This is a genomic window from Phytopseudomonas daroniae, from assembly GCF_004327285.1.
Classification (GTDB): Bacteria; Pseudomonadota; Gammaproteobacteria; order Pseudomonadales; family Pseudomonadaceae; genus Aquipseudomonas; species Aquipseudomonas daroniae.
In genome coordinates, this window is record NZ_QJUI01000014.1 from 24,331 (window position 1) to 44,399 (window position 20,069).

Below are 20,069 nucleotides of genomic sequence, written 5' to 3' on the forward strand. Positions count from 1 at the left end.
TCAACGTGCCAGCACGGCAATCACCACCGCCAGAACACAGACATACAGGGCGCAATCGAACAGGGCTTCGTGCCAGATCCAACGTGCCAATCCAACGCGCTGCAGCCCCAGGCGCAATACGCCGGTCAGCAGCAGCGCCAATACCGCGTAGGCCGCCATGGGGCTCAGCAATACGCCGCCCAGCGACCACTCATGCAAGCCCATGGGCCTCTCCTCTCAGGTGGCACCAATGGCGCCAACCGGTTTGCAATTGCAACAGCGCAGCCTCGGCCAGACGCCGGTCGACACTGGGCGCACCGGCGCGCAGGGCGTCCTGCAAGTCAGCCACCGGGCCATTCAAATCGTCCTCGCGGCCAGGCGCAGGGCCGCGCTCCAGCACTTCGTCCAGACGCCGCAGGAAACGTCGCTGAGAACCGGCCAGATCGGTATCGGCATTGGCCAGGCAGGCCCGCAGGTGCAACAGCTCATCGCCCAGATCGAGGCCGGCAACGCCGTCGTCCCAGCGGCTGCGCGCCTGATCCGGACGTGCCGGATAATGGCGGGCGAGTTGCAACAAACGATCCGCCATACGCCCACCGAACCAGTTTTCCGCACGGCTCAGTTCCCGCCGGGTCAGTCGGCCGAGATCCACCAGAATCGCATGCATCAACCGGCGGCCATGCCACACCGGATTGCGCAGCACCACCAGGCGGAACGCCAACACGGCGAAGCCGACCCCCATGAGCATGCCCGGCGATTCGTTGAGAAAGAATTCGACGTTGTAGCCAACCCCTGGGGCGGGCAGACAGAGCACGATGAAATGCAGGCAGAAGGAGGTCGAGGTGGCGGCCAGCGGCGGTTTGGCCATACCCAGCACGCCAAAGAACAGCGGTACGCCCAGCACCATGCAGAGCATGACGAAACCGTCGATCTGCGGCATCAGTATCTGCCCGACGAAGAACGCCACCGGCAGCGCATAGAAAATGCCGCGCAGGAACATCATGCCGATCTGTGGCGCCGCCTCGAGTCGGGCGAACAGGCTACAGACCACGCAGGCCAGCAGCAGCGCGCCGGTGGCGTGCGTCCAGGCCGTGGCCAGCCAGAAAGTGGCCAGGGTCAGGAACGCCAGGGCGCTGCGAGCACCGTACACCAGTGCACTCTGCCAATCGTAATGCCAGGACAGCGCTCGCGGCGCGTCGGCCGGCGCCCTGCCCTGCTCGACCGCGAGCAAGGCCCGGCTGGCATCCTCGATACGCAGCAGCAACACCGCCATGCGCTCCAGGCACAGTTGCTGGCCACTGTTCAGTTCGTCATCCTGGGCCGCCTGGCGCAGACGTTCGATCAGCTCCGGCAGATCGCCCTGATCCTCCTGTAATCGCTCATCCACCTCCTGCAACCAGGGAGCAACGGCCTCGGCCTCGCTGCTGCTCAGCTGCCGCCATTGCCGCGCCACACCACGGGCCAGACGCAGCACGCCGAGCAGATCGCGGCTAAGGACGCGCAGCGCAATGGCGCGCTGGCGGCCCCGCTCACCCTCGAACCAGGCGTGCTCGCGCTGGGCATCCACGGCGACGATGCGGGCCAGCGCTTCCAGCAACCCCTGACGTGCTTCGACCTCACCGGTCAGCGCCTGGCGCGCCGCCTTGACGCCGGTCTGCCAGGCAGCCCTGGCCTGTTGCGCCAACTGCCGCTCTACCCGTTGCGGCCAGAGCAAGGCACTGCTGAGCGTGGCACAGACGATACCCAGGCATATCTCGGTAGAACGGGCGATGGCCTCGTCGAAGATCACCAAGGGTTTGCCAATGGCCGGCAGGCCGATGATCGCCACGGTGTAGCCGGCCAGTACGAAAGAGTACGACCAGGCGCTACGCAGCATGGTCGAGGCCGCCGTACACAGCGCCAGCCACAAGGCGAACGCCAGCAGGAACAACAGGGGCGTCTGGGCGAACAGCGCCATCATCACCACGGCCATAAAGGTGCCGATCAGCGTACCGAGCAGGCGCGCCAGGCCCTTCTGCACCACCATGCCGGAAAGCGGCTGGGCGACGATAAAGGCCGTCATCAGAGCCCATTGCGGCTGTTCCAAACCCAGACGCAGCGCGAGCCAAAGTGCCAGACCACCGCCGAGCAGGGTCTTGATGGCGAACTGGATGGCTTGGGAGCTTGGCGCAACGAACGCCAGCAGGGAATCACGCACGATGGTTACCTAAAAGAATCTCAGCTCTGAACATAGCTGTAGCGAAACGATTCCGCCTCCATGCGGAGCGCCAATTATTAGCTAGCTAACTATATGCTGTCCAGAGGGCTTTTCCGCACTCACACCTTGTCCGCGTCAAAAAATGGCCGGGAGCCATTTTTGACGTCGCCTGCGACGGCCCGAAGGGTGGCCCGCCAGGGATGGCAGGCCACAAAAAGCGCGGACGAAAAAAAGGGCGACCGAAGTCGCCCCAATGCCTTGCGTGCTCGTGAATCCGGTTTTCAGTGCGGCTTTTTCTTGCGCGCATCTCTCCAGATGAAATAAGCGAACCCGGTGCAGAACAGCAGCATCAGCCCCACGGTGCCGATACCGGCTAGAACCACCACATCGACGAACATGCTGCCTCCTGCATCCGTTGTTCGGGTATGGCGCTACGTTAGCAGCGCCGCGCCGGGCGCCATTGATCCAGATCAAGTACCACCCGCGGCCAATAGCGAACAGCCGGCAGGAAGTGACCTGGATCAACGGAAAAGGACTGGAAGTCGAAGCGCGCATCCACGAGCGGGATGCACAGAGGGTGTCACGGCAGCAAGGCGAGCGATAGCAGCGTGACGCGGCGAAACCTGTCAGCGCTTCTTCGGTTTGCTCTTGGACTTCTTCTTGCCCTTGGGCATCGGCAAGGCCTGTTCGAAGGCATTGCGCATTTCCTCGAGTTTCTTGTCGCGCAGGTCATGAATGCGCTTGTCGCGCTCGGCGTTGAAGTCGATCAGTTTCACATCGTTGCTCATAGCGGCGCCCGGATCAGACGAAACGTAAGGTTCAGGCGCGGCGCACAAGGCTTGCGCGTTTTCGCCACCTGATGCTGCCAATGATGCTGTGTCTGGCCGCCCATGACCAGTAGCGAGCCGTGCTCCAGCATAAGCGAATGTTCGATGCGGCTATGGCCCTTGCGCCGCAGATCGAAGCGTCGCGCCCCACCCAGGCTCAGAGAGACCACTAGTGGGTCATCGCCCAGCTCCCGCTCGTCATCGCTGTGCCAGCCCATGGAATCCTGGCCGTCGCGGTAATAGTTGAGCAGCGCGCCATTGAGTGGCCGCCCCAGCGCATTGACCACGCGCTGGCGAATCTCGACGAGCAGCGGCGTCCAGGGCAAGGGTTGATGAGTCATGCCGGAATAGCGATAGCTCGCCTCGGCATCACCGTACCAGGCAAGTAGCCGGGGCACCGGATGGCGACGGCCGAACAGCATCACTTCGGGTTGTTGCCAGGGTGTTTCGCTGACCAGTTGCTCAAGCCAGCGATCCGCCGTGGCGTTGTCGAGCCATGCGGGCAGATAAGTGAGGTCAGCACCGGGCAGGCTCAAATCAGAAGCATCGAACAAACCGGCCTGGCCAGGGGCAGCGGAATCGGTGGTGCTCACACTTCGACATCCACCCACAGCCCCTGGCGGGGCAGTTGCTCGATGGCTGGCTCATCAACCTCGGCCACATCGCCCTCTGCCAGTTCGGCCGGCGTGTAACCGCGACGCCGACGGCGACGCTGCTCCTCGCGCAAGCGCTCCTCGACCTCCTGCGGATGACGTTTATCCAGGCTCACCCCACTTTCCTGGGCAGCCTCGGACACCGGCGTGACCGGAGGGACATCGGGCCTGGGCTTGACCACGTCCTGCTGGGCAGTGACCGGAACCAGACTGTGAGGGATGGGTGGCAACATGGATCGATGCTCCGTCTGAGCCGGTAATTGAACAGGCCCCTGAAGGCTTGTCGGCCTCGAAACGAGCGACTTTAGCCTCGCCTCGCTACACTTACGACCGGGCATCCGTCAGTAAGTGCCAAATCGGGCGTCATGCACCTTTGGCTGAGGCCCGGCGTTCCGTTACCATAGCCGGCTTTTTCACAGGGGAGACAGGCATGGCGGAGTATCAACCGGGGCAACGCTGGATCAGCGACAGCGAAGCGGAACTGGGCTTGGGAACCATCCTCATGCAGGACGGCCGCATGCTCACCGTGCTCTACCCGGCCACGGGCGAAACCCGCCAGTACGCGACCCGCAATGCGCCGCTGACCCGCGTGCGTTTTTCCCCGGGCGACGAGATCACCCATTTCGAAGGCTGGAAGCTGACCGTACGCGAAGTCGACGATGTCGATGGCCTGCTGGTCTACCACGGCCTCGACGCGCAGAACCACAACGTTACCCTGCCGGAAACCCAGCTTTCCAACTTCATCCAGTTCCGCCTCGCCAGCGACCGCCTGTTCGCCGGGCAGATCGACCCGCTGCCCTGGTTCTCGCTGCGCTACCGCACGCTGGAATTCACCAGCCGCCAGGTGCAATCCTCGCTGTGGGGCCTGGGCGGCGTGCGTGCGCAACCCATCGCCCACCAGTTGCACATCGCCCGTGAAGTCGCCGACCGCATCGCGCCACGCGTGCTGCTGGCCGACGAAGTGGGCCTGGGCAAGACCATCGAGGCCGGCCTGGTGATCCATCGCCAACTGCTTTCCGGGCGCGCCAACCGCGTACTGATCCTGGTACCGGAAAACCTGCAGCACCAGTGGCTGGTGGAAATGCGCCGGCGCTTCAACCTGGAAGTGGCGCTGTTCGACGCCGAACGCTTCATCGAAAGCGATGCCAGCAATCCGTTCGAAGACGCGCAACTGGCACTGGTCGCTCTGGAATGGCTGTGTGAGGACGAAAAGGCCCAGGACGCACTGTTCGCCGCCGGCTGGGATCTGATGGTGGTCGACGAAGCCCACCACCTGGTCTGGCACCCGGAAAACGCCAGCCGCGAATACAGCCTGGTCGAGCAACTGGCCGAAGTGATCCCTGGCGTGCTGCTGCTCACCGCCACCCCCGAACAGCTTGGCCAGGACAGTCACTTCGCGCGCCTGCGCCTGCTCGACCCGAACCGTTTCCATGACCTGGCGGCGTTCCGCGCCGAAAGTGCCAACTACCAGCCGGTCGCCGAGGCCGTGCAGGAGCTGCTCGACAAGGGTCGCCTGTCCGCCGAAGCGCACAAGACCATCCAGGGCTTCCTGGGAGCCGAGGGCGAGGCCCTGCTCGCTGCTGTCGCCGATGGCGATAGCGAAGCCAGCGCCCGCCTGACCCGCGAGTTGCTCGACCGTCACGGTACCGGCCGCCTGCTGTTCCGCAACACCCGCGCCGCGGTGCAGGGCTTCCCCGAGCGTGAACTGCACGCCTACCCACTGCCGAGCCCCGACGAGTACATGGAGCTGCCGCTGGGCGAGCATGCCGAGCTGTACCCGGAAGTCAGCTACCAGGGCCAGTCCGACATCGAGGAAGAGCAGCGCTGGTGGCGCTTCGACCCGCGTGTCGAATGGCTGATCGACACCTTGAAGATGCTCAAGAAATTCAAGGTGCTGGTCATCTGCGCCCACGCCGAGACCGCCATGGATCTGGAAGATGCCCTGCGCGTGCGCTCCGGCATCCCGGCCACGGTGTTCCACGAAGGCATGAGCATCCTCGAGCGCGACCGCGCCGCCGCCTACTTCGCCGACGAAGAGTTCGGTGCCCAGGTACTGATCTGTTCGGAAATCGGCAGCGAAGGCCGCAACTTCCAGTTCGCTCATCATCTGGTGCTGTTCGATCTGCCAGCGCACCCGGATCTGCTCGAGCAGCGCATCGGCCGCCTCGACCGTATCGGCCAGAAGCACAAGATTCAGCTACACGTGCCGTACATGGAAAACAGCCCGCAGGAGCGTCTGTTCCAGTGGTATCACCAGGCGCTGAACGCCTTCCTGGCCACCTGCCCGACCGGCAACGCCCTGCAGCACCAGTTCGGTAGCCGCCTGCTGCCGATGCTGGAAAACGCCGACGACGGTCAGTGGCAAGCACTGATCGACGAAGCCACCGCCGAGCGCCAGCGCCTGGAAAGCGAACTGCACGCCGGTCGCGACCGTCTGCTGGAGCTCAACTCAGGCGGTGCCGGTGAAGGCGAAGCGCTGGTCGAAGCGATCCTCGAGCAGGACGACCAATTCGCCCTGCCGATGTACATGGAGCAATTGTTCGACGCCTTCGGCATCGACAGCGAGGATCACTCGGACAACGCCCTGATCCTGCGCCCCAGCGAGAAGATGCTCGATGCCAGCTTCCCGCTCGGCGACGACGAAGGCGTGACCATCACCTACGACCGCGACCTGGCGCTGTCGCGCGAAGACATGCAGTTCCTCACCTGGGAACACCCCATGGTGCAGGGCGGCATGGATCTGGTGCGCTCCGGCTCGATGGGCAACACCTCGGTGGCGCTGATCAAGAACAAGGCGCTCAAACCCGGCACCGTGCTGCTGGAGCTGCTCTACGTCAGTGAAGTGGTCGCGCCGCGCAGTCTGCAACTGGGCCGCTACCTGCCGCCGGCCGCACTGCGCTGCCTGCTCGATGGCAATGGCAACGATCTGGCGGGCAAGGTTTCCTTCGAAACCCTCAACGATCAGCTGGAAAGCGTGCCACGGGCCAGCGCCAACAAGTTCGTGCAGGCCCAGCGCGACGCGCTCAACCCGCAGATCGCTGCCGGTGAAGCGAAGATCCTGCCACGCCATGTCGAGCGAGTGGGCGAAGCCAAACGTCGTCTGGCCGCCGAGCTGGACGAAGAACTCGCGCGCCTGACCGCGCTGCAGGCGGTCAACCCGAGCGTGCGTGACAGCGAGCTGGTCGCCTTGCGTGAGCAACGCGAACAGGGCCTGGCGATGCTCGACAAAGCCGCCCTGCGCCTGGAAGCCATCCGAGTGCTGGTCGCCGGCTGAAAGCCCTCCCGCCCGCTCTGCGCAGAGAGTGAGGCGGCAGGTTTACAGCGGGAGCGGACGCAGGGTGGACAACGCTCTTTTTGTCCACCATTGCGATCGCGAGTGGTGGACGGGTCGGGCCGCATAGGCAAGCGTCGGCTACGCGCCCCGATCCACCCTACGGCTCGCTTTTGCTTCTGGCTTGAAGCTTGAAGCTTATGGCTGCTCCTAAACCATCTGCAACCGCTGCTTGCGCCCCGGCGCAGGATAGGCGCTGTCGATCATCTGCAAATCGGCCTCGCTGAGCTGCAATTCGGCCGCTGCTGCATTCTCCGCCAGGTGCCGCGGGTCGCCCGCCTTGGGAATCACCAACACACCCGGCTGCCGCAATGCCCAGGCCAACGCGACCTGCGCCGCACTCACCCCATGCCCTTCAGCGACCTGGCGCAACGCCCGGTTGGCCAGCAATGCACCGCCCTGCCCCAACGGACAATAAGCCATCAACGGCATGCCCTGGCGCTGTTGCCAAGGCAACAGGTCGAACTCCACGCCGCGCTCTTGCGGGTTGTAGAGCACCTGATTGGTGGCGCAGCCCGGTTGGCCGAGCTCTTCCAGGTCGTCCAGATCGAAGTTGGAGACGCCCCAGCGGCCGATCTTGCCCTGCTCGCGCAAGCGTTCGAAGGCCTCGACCGTTTCCTCCAGCGGGTATTGCCCACGCCAGTGCAGCAGGTACAAATCGAGATGACCGGTGCCCAGGCGCTTCAGGCTGCGCTCGCAAGCAGCCGCAACCCCGGCGCGGCTGGCGTTGTGCGGGTAGACCTTGCTGACCAGAAATACCTGATCACGCCTGCCAGCGATGGCCTCACCGACCACCTCCTCCGCACCACCCTCGCCATACATCTCGGCACTATCGATCAGGCGCAGACCGCGCTCGATACCTTCACGTAGCGCCGCCACCTCCGCACGCCGCTGGCTGGGCTTCTCGCCCATACGCCAAGTTCCCTGGCCGATCACCGGGACTCGAACGCCGGCCAATTCAAGTGTTCGCATCATGGATTCCTCCTGCCGATTGCATCCTGACCCGCTCGCTACGCGTGGGTTCAGCCTTTGCTCCATCAGATCACGCCCCCGCCGTAGAGCGTCTACGGCGGAATCCCCGTTCATGTCCCGACACGAGTTTTTTGCTCGCTGGGCAGAGCACGAAGCCGCTTAACGACTACGCTAGAGATAAAGGACAAGCCAGGGCCACTTCACGATGGGCGCACTATGGCGATCCGATTCAGCACCGCCTGTCAGCGTGCACAAAGCCGCTACCGCGGTGCATCTCGAACCTCGACGGCCCTCCCATCGCGTGCGCTGGGCAGTTGGCGTCATCCTGATGTTCCTGCTGGTAATCGGCTCAGCGCTGCTGATCGTTGAGCTACGCACCGCCTACTTCCAGTCCACCGAACTGAGCCGCTATGCCGCCCAACTGACTTATCAGGTCGAAAATGGCCCCAGCGACGCCATTGTCTACCCAGGAGCTGGCCCTTTCGATCGGCGCCTGGGCTACAGCCGCCTGCCAATCTTCATCGAGCGCCTGCAAGGCAGAGGTTTCGAAGTACTGCAGCAGAGCCACTTTTCCCCTGCCTTGATGGATTACAGCGAGCGCGGCTTCTTTACGCCCTTCGCCGAAAAGACCCAGACCGGGGTCAACATCGAGGACTGCCGCGGCACCCCGTTCTACACGGTACGCAATCCCCGTCAGCGTTACCCCAGCTTCGGCGCCATTCCGCCGCTGGTGGTCGGCAGCCTGCTGTTCATCGAGGATCGCAAACTGCTGGCCAGCGAGCCTGCCGAAGCCAATCCGGCAGTGGACTGGCCGCGGTTCAGCAAAGCCGCGCTGTCCCAGGTTGGCAAGTATGTCGGCATGCAGGATCAGTCTGCCGGCGGCAGTACACTGGCCACGCAACTGGAGAAATACCGGCACTCGCCGGACGGCATCACCCATGCGCCAGCGGAGAAACTGCGGCAGATGGTATCGGCCAGCGTGCGCGCCTATCAGGGCGGCCCGCAGACACTCGAAGCCCGGCAGAACATCGTGCGCGATTACCTCAACAGCGTACCGCTGTCGGCAGCGCCAGGGCACGGCGAGGTGCACGGCCTGGCTGACGGTCTGCGCATCTGGTACGGCGCCGATTTCAGCACCACCAACCGTCTGCTCGACCCACAGCGCTCTGCCGATGCCAGCCTGGCTGAACGGGGCTTGGCGCTGCGCCAGGTGCTGTCGCTGATGATCGCCCAGCGTCGGCCTTCGTATTACCTGTCCCAGGGTCGCGACGAGCTGGCCGAGCTGACCGATAGCCACCTGCGTTTGCTGGCCAGTGGCGGCGTACTGGATAACGAATTGCGCGATGCAGCCCTGGCACAACAGGTGACTTACCGCGACTGGCAGGCCGATCCCAACCTGCAACGCATCGACAGCGACAAAGGCATCAGCATGGCCCGGGCGCGGCTGGCCGGCCTGCTCAACCTGTCCTACTACGAGCTCGATCGTCTCGATCTGGACGCGCGCTCCAGCCTCAATTCGGATCTGCAGCAGCAGGTCAGCCACTACCTCGAACAACTCGCCGACCCGGCATTCGCCGAAACCGTCGGCCTGTTCGGCGACCGCCTGCTTTCACCGAGCAAGACCGCCGACGTACGCTACAGCTTCACCCTGTTCGAACGCACGCCCAACGGTAACCAGGTAAGGGTGCAAACCGACAACACCCATCAGCCGTTCGACATCAACGAAGGCAGCAAACTGGAGCTGGGCTCTACGGCCAAGTTACGGGTCATGGCTACCTACCTGGAGATGATCGCCGAACTGCACCAACGCCATGCCGGACAGACGCCCGCCCAGTTACGTGCCGTGGAGGTCGCCGACCTGGATCTGCTCAGCCGCTGGGCCATCGATTATCTGCTGCGCAACCCAGGCGCCGACCTCACCGGCATGCTCGACGCGGCGCTGGAGCGGCGCTATTCGGCCAGCCCTGCAGAACGCTTCTTTACTGGCGGCGGCCTGCACACCTTCGGCAACTTCCGTCGCGAGGACAACGGCCGGCGCCCGACCCTGCGTGAATCCCTGCGCGAATCGATCAACCTGCCGTTCATCCGCCTGATGCGCGATCTGGTGCGTTACAGCACCTACCAGGCACCGGGCAACAGCGCCGAGCTGCTCAAGGACGACAAGGATCCACGACGGCAGGAGTACCTGAGCCGCTTCGCCGACCGCGAGGGCACCACCTTTCTGCTGCGTTTCTGGCGCAAGTACCAGGGCCAGTCCGCCCAGGAACGCCTGGACACCTTTATCGGCGGCCTGCGTCTCACCGATACACGCCTGGCCGCCGTGCACCGCTACCTGATGCCGGATGTCGATCAGGCCACTTTCGGCAGTTTCATCAAGGCTCACCTGCCGGGTAACCCGCCGAGCGACAAACGCATCGGCGATCTCTACATGCGCTACGGGCCGGGGGCTTTCAGCCTGCCGGATCAGGGCTATATCGCTCGGGTGCACCCGCTCGAACTGTGGCTGCTCGCCTACCTGATCGATCATCCTCAGGCTCGCTTCGACGACGCCGTGGCAGCTAGCCGCGACGAGCGCCAGGAGGTCTACGGCTGGCTGTTCAAGAGCCGACACAAGAGCGCCAGGGACAGCCGTATCCGCATCATGCTGGAAGTCGAAGCCTTCCTCGACATCCACCAGCGCTGGCAGAACCTGGGCTATCCCTTCGAGTACCTGGTGCCCTCCCTGGCCACTGCCATCGGCAGCTCCGGCGACCGCCCGGCTGCGCTGGCCGAGCTGATCGGCATCATCCAGAACGATGGGCTGCGCCTGCCAACCGTGCGCATCGACAGCCTGCACTTCGCCGCCGATACGCCCTACGAAACACGGCTGGGTCACGTCCTGGAGCCTGGCCGACGGGTAATGGCTCCAGAAGTCGCTGCTGCGTTGCGTGGGGCACTTTCCCAGGTGGTGGATGGCGGTACGGCGCGGCGCCTGCAAGGCACCTTCACCCTGACCGATGGCAGCCCGCTGATCCTCGGAGGCAAGACCGGCACCGGCGACAACCGTTTGACCAGCGTGGGCCGCGGCGGTCAGGTGATCAGCTCACGGGTACAGAATCGCACGGCCACCTTCGTGTTCTTTCTCGGCCCGGATCACTTCGGCACCCTCACCGCCTTCGTACCGGGCCGCGCCGCGGAGAACTTCCGTTTCACTTCGGCGCTGCCCGTGCAGGTGCTCAAGGGCATGCAGCCGATTCTCGCCCCCTACCTGCAAACCGCCGCCCGCACACTGTGTGCCCCACCGCCGCAACAGCAGACGGCGCACGCTAGAGGAAGGCCGCCTAATCCGTGGGAGGGGCTTTAGCCGAGAGATCTACGCCTGGCCAGTCGTAGGGTGGATGACGCTTTTTTCATCCACCATTGCGATCCCATGATGGTGGACGGGTGAAGCGTCGTCCACCCTACCAACGGCCACTTTTGCCTTGTTCGCGTCTTTCGCTATCGCCAACGAAACCTAGCGCTTCTGCTTCAAATACAACGCCTCGACCTTCTCTCGCGCCCAGGGCGTTTTACGCAAAAAGGTGAGGCTCGACTTGATGCTCGGGTCGCTCTTGAAGCAGCGGATATCGATGCGCTGGGCCAGGCCGTCCCAACCCAACTGCTCGACCAGTTCGGCAAGAATGGCCTGCAATGTGATGCCGTGCAGAGGATCTTTGGACGTACTCATATCGGGCTCCTGATTCCTGGCCCGCCAGCTTACCAGCAGGCAGCAACGAAAAGGCCCGGACGAGAGTCCGGGCCTTTGCTTGAGCGAGCTACAGAAACGCGATCAGAGATGCGCGTCCTGGTACTCCTTCTCGGCCTCGTCGAAACGCTTGACCATAGTCGGCGAAGCCGGGCGACCGATCTTGCTGAAGATGAAAATGGCCAGGGTAGCGAAGATGAACCCCGGAATGATCTCGTAGAGACCCAGACCAACGAAGTTCTTCCACAGCACCACGGTCACTGCACCGACCACCATACCGGCCAGCGCGCCATTGCGGGTCATGCCTTTCCATATCAGGGAAAGGATCACCACCGGGCCGAAGGCAGCACCAAAACCGGCCCAGGCGTAGGAAACCAGGCCCAGAACCTTGCTTTCCGGATTCGACGCGATGGCTATAGCGACTACCGCAATCAGCAGCACCATGCCACGGCCGACCCACACCAGTTCGGTCTGGCTGGCGCCCTTGCGCAGAAAGGCCTTGTAGAAGTCTTCGGTCAGGGCACTGGACGATACCAGCAGTTGGCAGCTCAGGGTGCTCATCACCGCTGCCAGAATGGCGGAGAGGATCAGTCCCGCGATCCAGGGATTGAACAGGATCTTGGTCAGCTCGATGAACACGCGCTCGCCATTCTCGCTGACCGGGCCCGCCAGTGCAGGATTGTTGGCGAAATAGGCGATACCGAAGAAACCCACCGCCACGGCGCCGCCCAGGCAGAGGATCATCCAGGTCATGCCGATGCGACGCGCAGCCGGGATCGACTTGACCGAGTCAGCCGCCATGAAGCGCACCAGGATGTGCGGCTGGCCGAAATAGCCCAGGCCCCAGGCAAGCAGGGAGACGATGGCGACGAAGGACAGACCGCGGAACATGTCGAAGTTGGCCGGGTTGGCCTGCTCGATGGTGGCCATGGCCGCATCGAAATCGCCCAGGGCAAGAATCACGAATACCGGAGTGATCAGCAGAGCGAAGATCATCAGGGTGGCCTGTACGGTATCGGTCCAGCTCACCGCGAGGAAGCCACCGACGAACACATAGAGGATGGTCGCTGCCGCACCGACCCACAGGGCGGTGTCATAGGACATGCCGAAGGTCGACTCGAACAGGCGAGCACCGGCCACCACGCCCGAAGCGCAGTAGATGGTGAAGAACACCAGGATCACCAGCGCCGAGAACACGCGCAGCAGCTTGCTGTTGTCCTCGAAACGGTGGGTGAAAAAGTCCGGCAGAGTCAGGGCGTTGTGATTGTGCTCGGTGTGCACACGCAGACGACCGGCGACGAACAGCCAGTTCAGCCAGGCACCGAGGATCAGGCCGATGGCGATCCAGCTTTCCGAGATACCGGCGACGAAGATCGCGCCCGGCAAACCCATCAGCAGCCAGCCGCTCATGTCGGAGGCGCCAGCGGACAGCGCGGTAACGAAACTGCCGAGGCTACGGCCGCCGAGGATATAGTCGGAGAAGTTCTTGGTCGCACGATAGGCGATGAACCCGATCAACACCATGGCCAGGATATAGACCACGAAGGTGACCAGCATGGGAGTACTTGCAGTCATTGGGGAATGCCCCTCTCGTTTGTTTTTATTCAGGCCGGGGGATGATCCCGTACCCAGTTGGCACATCACGACCATCGGTCACGGTCGTGCTCCAGGCATGCCACTCTGCTGGTGGCATTACCGATTCGGGGCAACTGCCCCCAATAGCAAAACGGGTGAAAACCTCATCGATTCCCACCCGTCGTCTTTACTCGTCGCCCAGCGACAGCAGTGAAGCGTTGCCGCCCACCGCCGTGGTATTCACCGAGGTGGTGCGCTCGTTGACGAAGCGCAGCAGGTAGCTAGGGCCGCCGGCTTTCGGGCCGGTGCCGGACAGGCCGCAGCCGCCGAATGGCTGTACGCCGACCACCGCACCGATCTGGTTGCGGTTGACGTACAGGTTGCCGACCCGCGCCAGGGCTTCAATGCGGGCGGCAGTTTCCTCGTTTCGGCTGTGGATGCCAAGGGTCAATCCATAGCCGGTGGCGTTGATGGCCGCGACCACCTGCTCCAGATCGCCCGCCTCGAAGCGCACCACGTGCAGAACCGGACCGAACTGCTCTTTCTTCAGCTCGTGGATGCCGCCGATTTCGAAGGCCACCGGCGCAATGAAATGCCCGTTCAGACCAGTCGACAGCGTCGCTTCGGCGATCAGCTTGCCCTCGCCCTTGAGCTGCTCGATGTGCGCCAGCAGACCTTCGCGGGCCTCGGCGTCGATCACCGGGCCGATGTCGTTCTCGCGCAGGTGGGTCGGGCCGATCTTCAGTTCGGCCATGGCGCCCTTGAGCAGGTCGATCACCCGCTCGGCAATATCGCTCTGCACGTACAGCACGCGCAGTGCCGAGCAACGCTGGCCGGCGCTGGTGAAGGCGGAACCGACGGCATCCTTGACCACCTGCTCGGGCAGCGCGGTGGAGTCGACGATCATCGCGTTCTGGCCGCCGGTTTCGGCGATCAGGGTGGCGATCATGCCGTCCTTCTCGGCCAACTGGCGGTTGATGATCCGTGCCGTGTCGGTGGAACCGGTGAAGCACACGCCGGCGACACGCGGATCACGGCAGAACACGCCACCCAAGGTGGCGCCGTCGCCCGGCAGGAAGGCGATCACATCCTTGGGCAGGCCGGCTTCGAACATCAGTTCCAGCGCGCGGGCGGCGATCAGGCTGGTCTGCTCGGCCGGCTTGGCCAGCACCACGTTGCCTGCCACCAGGGCGGCACTGATCTGGCCGAGGTAGATGGCCAGCGGGAAGTTCCACGGGCTTACGCAGACGAAAATGCCACGGCCCTCGTGGAACAGCTCGTTGCGCTCGCCAGTCGGGCCCTTGAGTTCTTCGCGGCCCAGCTTGAGGCGCGCCTGCTGCGCGTAGTAACGGCAGAAGTCCACCGCTTCGCGTACTTCGTCGATGCCGTCCTGCATGGACTTGCCGGCTTCCACGGTGCACAGCGCCATCAGCTCGGCGCGATTGCTTTCCAGCAGATCGGCGAGGCGTTCGAGAATGCTCGCACGTTCGTCGATGGCGACCGCATTCCAGCGCGGCCAGGCGGCGCTCAGGCCATCCAGCGCCTGGGCTGCCTGGGCGGCGGTGGCGAATTGAGCGCTGCCGACCACCTTGCTCAGATCGAAGGGGCAACGAACTTCCTGGGCAGTACCGCTCAGGCTCTGGCCGTTGATTACGGGCGCAGCCTGCCATTGACGGTCGAGTTGCGGCTTATAGGCGTTTTCGAGCTCGGTCAGGGATGTCTGGATGTTCATGTTGATGCCTTGGGAGTTTTTCCGTGTGGCCCCGTACAACGCTGGCGGGAGTGGGATTTTGTCGTTACCGATGCTCTTGAACTGGCGTAGCTGAGTGACCGGGTGATCGATCAGCGATTCGACCGGCACGCTCGGGTCGACCAACTGGTGCACGAACGACGAGTTGGCACCGTTCTCCAGCAGGCGGCGCACCAGGTACGGCAGCAGATCCTTGTGGGCACCGACCGGCGCGTAGATGCGTACGTTCTTGCCCTGTTTCTCCAGCACCGTGTCGTACAGCGCATCGCCCATGCCGTGCAGACGTTGGAACTCGAACTCGCGCGGTGACGTCTGCTCGGCGGCCATGGCCAGGATGCAGCTGACGGTATGCGCGTTATGGCTGGCGAACTGCGGGTAGATGACGCCGCGGGTGAACTCGCTGAGCAGATAGCGGGCGCAGGCCAGATAGGAGGTATCGGTGCCTTCCTTGCGGGTAAATACCGGGTAGCCATCGAGCCCCCACACCTGGCACTGCTTGATCTCGCTGTCCCAGTAGGCGCCCTTGACCAGACGCAGCGGCATCTTCTCGCCGAGCTCCTTGCCCAGCAGGGTCAGCCATACCAGCACCGGCAGACAGCGCTTGGAGTAGGCCTGAATCACCAGACCGAACTCGCCCCAGCCGGCAACGGCCGGATCACGCAGCAGCTTCTCGTAGAGTTCCAGGGACAGTTCCAGGCGATCCGCCTCTTCGGCGTCCACGGAAATACCGACGTTCAGCTTGCGCGCACGGATCACCAGCTCGCGCACGTTGGCGAACAGCTCACTGAGCACGCGCTCGCGCTGGGCCACTTCGTAGCGCGGGTGCAGCGCCGACAGCTTGATCGAGATCGACGGCTTCGGCCCTGGGCCGACCTGCGGCTCGGCACCGACGGTATCGATGGCCTTGCGGTAGTCGGCCATGTATTTCTCGGCGTCTGCAGCGGTCAGCGCCGCCTCGCCAAGCATGTCGAAGGAATAGGTGTAGCCCTTCTGGCGCTCCGGGCGACCGTTCTTCAGCGCTTCGCTGATGGTGCGGCCAAGCACGAACTGCTTGCCCATGAGCTTCATGGCCTGGTTCATGGCTGCGCGGATCACCGGCTCGCCGGAGCGCTGGATCAAACGACCGAGCACCTTCTTCGGACGGCCATCGCTGGTTTGCGGGTCGACCACCTTGCCGGTCATCACCAGGCCCCAGGCAGCGAAGTTGACCAGCACGCTGTCGCTCTTGCCCAGGTGGCGTTCCCACTCGGCGGCATTGAGCTTGTCGCGGATCAGGGCATCGGCGGTAGCAGAGTCCGGCACGCGCAGCAGCGCTTCGGCCAGGCACATGAGCATCAGGCCTTCCTGGGTATCGAGGCTGTACTGACGCAGCAGGGCGTCGAGGGTGTCGACCGCGTTGTCGCGGCTGCGCACGTCCTGGATCAGGGTGCGTGCCTGCTGAGCGATAGCCTCGATGCCCGAGGCACCGGGATCGGCCAGCTGCAGCAGTTCGCCAAGATAGGCTGCCTCGTCAACGCTGTAGTTGGCGCTGATGACGGGGAAAAAATCGGCGGCCTTGGCAGCGGAGATCCGGTCAAGGAACTCCTGATGCAAGACGTGACTGGCTTTGAACATCACGCCCATCCTCTTGTTATGGAGATAATCTGTGAGATACCCCTGCTTTGGGTCTAGCTCAGATACGGGTATCTGGCGATTCCATGACGCAGAAGTGGATGGCGGAATTTAGTGGCAGAGTGATGACGGCTTCTTGCGGAAACCTCTGGAGTTTTTGCAGAAAGCTCCGAACTGCGGAACTTCCGCCTTGGCGAGCGCGCCAGACGGCGACCCGTGCACAGCCATGGTGCAGAAACACGAACGCCGCCGCCCATTGCTGGGCCAGCGGCGTCTGAAGACTTTCCGAAGGGCTCAGGAAGTCAGGCGGGTCAGCGCTTCGCGATACTTGTCGGCGGTCTTCTGCGCGACGTCGGCCGGCACTGCAGGTGCTGGCGGCTCCTTGTTCCAGCCGGTGGATTCCAGCCAGTTGCGCACGAACTGCTTGTCGAAACTCGGCGGATTGGTGCCTTCGGCATAGCTGTCGGCTGGCCAGAAGCGGCTGGAGTCGGGGGTCAGCACTTCGTCCATCAGGGTCAGGGTGCCGGCTTCATCGAGACCGAATTCGAACTTGGTGTCGGCGATGATGATGCCGCGAGTGGCCGCGTATTCCACCGCTGCGACGTACAGGGCGATGGAGGTGTCACGCACCTTGGCGGCCAGCTCGGCGCCGATGATCGCTTCGCACTGTTCGAAGCTGATGTTCTCGTCATGGTCGCCCACGGCGGCCTTGGTCGACGGGGTGAAGATCGGCTGCGGCAGCTTGGCGGCTTCCTTCAGACCGGCGGGCAGCTGAATGCCGCACACGGTGCCGCTCTTCTGGTATTCCTTCCAGCCAGAACCGACGATGTAACCGCGCACGATGGCTTCCACGGCAACCGGCTTGAGGCGCTTGGCGACCACGGCGCGGCCCTCGACCAGCGGCAGCTCGGCAGCCGGTACCACATCTTCGACGCGATCACCGGTGAAGTGGTTGGGCACCACGTGGGCGAGCTTGTCGAACCAGAAGTTGGAGATGGCGGTGAGGATCTTGCCCTTCTCCGGGATCGGCTGCTCGAGGATCACGTCGAAGGCCGACAGGCGATCGGTCGCGACCATCAGCATGCGCTTGTCGTCGATCTCGTAGAGATCGCGGACTTTGCCCGAATAGATCTTCTTCAGGCTCAGGGAAGGTGTGGTCATATCGAGATTCCGCCTTATCGCGTGAAAGTCGCGCCGCTCTTCGTCAAGGGTGACGACCTACGGCCTGGTAGATGCCGGCAACGCCAGAAAGGCCTGCCTGTGAAAACAAAAGGCGAAACCCCTGGGGGTTTCGCCTATCGCCAACCACTCGCCAAGGGTTCTTAGCCGAGGTTTTCCTGAATCATGCCCAGCACCCGCCGCGCGACATCGGCCGGCGCAACGGTGTTGAGGTCTTTTTCTACCGTCACCTGCACAGTGTCGCCAACAGCGGTCAGGCGTACCTGATAGCGCTCGGCGCGGGCTTCGATTTCCTCCTTGCTGTCCGAACCACCAAACAGGCGGCTGAAGAAGCCAGGCTTCTCGTTGGCGCGCTGCGGGCCTTCGGCCAGATTGACGTAGTAGACGCCCAGGGTACGGTTGATATCGTCGACGCGCAGTTCGGCCATGCGCAGCGAGCGGCCAACGCCGGACCAGGCGCGGTCGAAGTCGGTGCTCAGGTTCAGCACCGGGTTGCTGTTGCCGTCTTCGGACAGGCTCACGCGGCTCGGTGCGTCGAAGTCACGACCGGCCAGCAGCGATACCGAACCGCCCTGTTCAACGCTACGCGTCAGGTTGACCTGCAGCTCGTCGAGCAGCGCGGCGTCCAACGCCTTGTTGACGCTACGCTCAGTGAACGGTACGTCGACGGTGCTGCCGGCAGGACGCTGCGCGGTCACCACGAAGATTTCGCTGGTGTTGCGCTGTACGCCAGGCTCGAGGCGCACGTGCACACGGGTTTCGGTGTTGCTGTCAAGACCGGCGACACGGCCCCCCAGACGACTCTGCATACCGCTGGACAGCGCGTCGAAACGCTGCCAGTCGGTGCTGAACTCGCCCGTTTGCGGACGTTCGTCGACGATGCGGAAGCCGCCATCCTCGAAGAACTGACGGGCACCCGGCCAGACTTCAGCCGGAACACGCTGGGCTACCAGCCAGCTGGAGTCGCCACTGTTCTGCAGGCTGAACTCGCTGACGTCTGCACTCACGGCCAGGGCCTGCGGGCGCGGTACTTCGTATTCGCCCTGCACTTCGCTGTCGCGAATCTGCTGCGGAATCGGCAGCAGCGGGTCGAGGCGCTTGGCTTCGACGTCTGCCGGCAACTGCATCGGCGCAGTCTGCCGTGCGGTCAGGTAATCACTGCCGCGGTCGCGGAAGTAGCCATTTTCGCCCCAGACCCAGCCACAGCCACTGGTGCTGGTGATGATCAGAGCAAGTGCGGAAAGTCCGGCCAGTCGCTTCATGCGTCGTAGTTCCTCGATTAGACCAATACACCGGACTGGCGCAGGGCCTGACGCAGCGGTTCGTGACAACGGGGGCTCAGCCAGGTCAGCGGCAAGCGAATGCCGTCGGCCATCATGCCCATTTCGTTCAGGGCCCACTTCACCGGAATCGGGTTGGCTTCGATGAACAGGTTCTTGTGCAGGGGCATCAGCCGGTCGTTGATCGCACGGGCAATCGCTGCTTCACCGCGCATGGCCGCCGAGCACATGTCGCTCATCGCCCGCGGCGCCACGTTGGCGGTCACCGAGATGTTGCCCTTGCCGCCCAGCAGCATCAGCTCGACCGCAGTCGCGTCGTCGCCGGAGTAGAGCAGGAAGTTCGAGCTGACACGATCGAGGATATCGCGGGCACGCTGCAGGTCGCCGGTGGCTTCCTTGATGCCGATGATGTTGTCGACATTAGACAGGCGCTCGACGGTTTCCGGCAGCATGTCGCAGGCGGTACGCCCCGGCACGTTGTAGAGAATCTGCGGAATGGCCACTGCTTCGGCGATATGGCGGAAGTGCAGGTACAGGCCTTCCTGGGTCGGCTTGTTGTAGTACGGGGTGACCAGCAGGCAGGCATCGGCGCCAGCGCTCTTGGCGTTCTGGGTCAGCTCGACCGCTTCGCGGGTGGAGTTGGCACCCGTGCCGGCGATCACCGGGATGCGCCCACCGACTTGATCGACCACACGACGGATGACCTCGATGTGCTCGTTGACGTCGAGTGTCGCCGACTCACCTGTGGTGCCGACCGCGACGATGGCATTGGTGCCCTCTTGCAGGTGGAAATCCACCAGTTTGCTCAAGGCATCCCAATCGAGATTACCCTGTGCATCCATGGGCGTGACCAGTGCCACCATACTACCCGCAATCATGCAACCGCTCCTGCCGAAAAAGAGAGCCGTAATGGTACTGGCGCCACCAGCCTTGCACAAGCGAAGTAGCAGGTGGCGTGAACGGCCGTGATTTCCGGCATTGGCCGCCGCTA

Annotated in this window: 15 protein-coding genes; 2 read left to right on the forward strand and 13 right to left on the reverse strand. The window is 63.5% G+C overall.

Going from position 1 to position 20,069, the window contains the following annotated elements; genetic code table 11:
• From DNK06_RS16470 to DNK06_RS16485, 6 genes are all read right to left on the reverse strand, one after another.
• Positions 1-204 carry a DUF1656 domain-containing protein gene (locus DNK06_RS16470; RefSeq protein ID WP_131181081.1) on the reverse strand — a complete coding sequence of 68 codons (204 nt, stop codon included), beginning with the start codon at positions 202-204 and terminating at the stop codon, positions 1-3.
• Positions 191-2,176, reverse strand: coding sequence for an FUSC family protein (locus DNK06_RS16475; protein WP_131181082.1), 1,986 nt, complete (start codon positions 2,174-2,176; stop codon positions 191-193). The genes DNK06_RS16470 and DNK06_RS16475 overlap by 14 nt, the downstream gene beginning before the upstream one ends.
• A gap of 281 nt (positions 2,177-2,457) precedes the next feature.
• The gene (gene ccoM / locus DNK06_RS25450) at positions 2,458-2,574 is read right to left on the reverse strand and encodes a cytochrome c oxidase subunit CcoM (RefSeq protein ID WP_278248836.1); all 117 of its coding nucleotides are present in this window, start codon (positions 2,572-2,574) and stop codon (positions 2,458-2,460) included.
• A gap of 228 nt (positions 2,575-2,802) precedes the next feature.
• Positions 2,803-2,964: a hypothetical protein gene (locus DNK06_RS25135; protein WP_165493654.1), complete on the reverse strand. Its 162-nt coding sequence runs from the start codon at positions 2,962-2,964 to the stop codon at positions 2,803-2,805.
• Positions 2,961-3,596: an alpha-ketoglutarate-dependent dioxygenase AlkB family protein gene (locus tag DNK06_RS16480; protein ID WP_242674688.1), complete on the reverse strand. Its 636-nt coding sequence runs from the start codon at positions 3,594-3,596 to the stop codon at positions 2,961-2,963. Before DNK06_RS16480 ends, DNK06_RS25135 begins: the two co-directional genes overlap by 4 nt.
• On the reverse strand, positions 3,593-3,889 hold the full coding sequence (locus tag DNK06_RS16485) for an aspartate-semialdehyde dehydrogenase (protein WP_131181083.1): 297 nt from the start codon (positions 3,887-3,889) through the stop codon (positions 3,593-3,595). The genes DNK06_RS16480 and DNK06_RS16485 overlap by 4 nt, the downstream gene beginning before the upstream one ends.
• 197 nt (positions 3,890-4,086) lie before the next feature.
• On the opposite strand from DNK06_RS16485, the gene rapA reads away from it, so the two are divergent.
• The gene (gene rapA, locus DNK06_RS16490; RefSeq protein WP_131181084.1) at positions 4,087-6,930 is read left to right on the forward strand and encodes an RNA polymerase-associated protein RapA; all 2,844 of its coding nucleotides are present in this window, start codon (positions 4,087-4,089) and stop codon (positions 6,928-6,930) included.
• A gap of 207 nt (positions 6,931-7,137) precedes the next feature.
• On the opposite strand, the gene DNK06_RS16495 is transcribed toward rapA, so the two are convergent.
• Positions 7,138-7,959 carry an aldo/keto reductase gene (locus DNK06_RS16495; protein ID WP_131181214.1) on the reverse strand — a complete coding sequence of 274 codons (822 nt, stop codon included), beginning with the start codon at positions 7,957-7,959 and terminating at the stop codon, positions 7,138-7,140.
• A 205-nt stretch (positions 7,960-8,164) separates the two neighbouring features.
• Between DNK06_RS16495 and DNK06_RS16500 the strand changes: the two genes are divergently transcribed.
• Complete coding sequence (locus tag DNK06_RS16500) at positions 8,165-11,302, forward strand: transglycosylase domain-containing protein (protein ID WP_131181085.1); 3,138 nt, start codon at positions 8,165-8,167, stop codon at positions 11,300-11,302.
• A 150-nt stretch (positions 11,303-11,452) separates the two neighbouring features.
• Here DNK06_RS16500 and DNK06_RS16505 read toward each other — a convergent pair whose 3' ends face one another.
• From DNK06_RS16505 to dapA, 6 genes are all read right to left on the reverse strand, one after another.
• Positions 11,453-11,665: a VF530 family protein gene (locus tag DNK06_RS16505; RefSeq protein WP_131181086.1), complete on the reverse strand. Its 213-nt coding sequence runs from the start codon at positions 11,663-11,665 to the stop codon at positions 11,453-11,455.
• Between the two features lie 102 nt (positions 11,666-11,767).
• Positions 11,768-13,258, reverse strand: coding sequence for a sodium/proline symporter PutP (gene putP, locus DNK06_RS16510; RefSeq protein ID WP_131181087.1), 1,491 nt, complete (start codon positions 13,256-13,258; stop codon positions 11,768-11,770).
• A 187-nt stretch (positions 13,259-13,445) separates the two neighbouring features.
• Positions 13,446-16,622 (reverse strand): bifunctional proline dehydrogenase/L-glutamate gamma-semialdehyde dehydrogenase PutA, encoded by a 3,177-nt coding sequence (gene putA, locus DNK06_RS16515; protein ID WP_131181088.1) that lies wholly within the window; start codon positions 16,620-16,622, stop codon positions 13,446-13,448.
• A 291-nt stretch (positions 16,623-16,913) separates the two neighbouring features.
• Positions 16,914-17,780, reverse strand: a complete 867-nt coding sequence (locus DNK06_RS16520) for a phosphoribosylaminoimidazolesuccinocarboxamide synthase (RefSeq protein ID WP_131181089.1) — start codon at positions 17,778-17,780, stop codon at positions 16,914-16,916.
• Positions 17,781-17,941: 161 nt separating this feature from the next.
• Positions 17,942-19,060: an outer membrane protein assembly factor BamC gene (gene bamC, locus DNK06_RS16525; protein ID WP_131181090.1), complete on the reverse strand. Its 1,119-nt coding sequence runs from the start codon at positions 19,058-19,060 to the stop codon at positions 17,942-17,944.
• Between the two features lie 17 nt (positions 19,061-19,077).
• The gene (gene dapA / locus DNK06_RS16530) at positions 19,078-19,956 is read right to left on the reverse strand and encodes a 4-hydroxy-tetrahydrodipicolinate synthase (RefSeq protein ID WP_131181091.1); all 879 of its coding nucleotides are present in this window, start codon (positions 19,954-19,956) and stop codon (positions 19,078-19,080) included.
• Positions 19,957-20,069 lie beyond the last annotated feature (113 nt).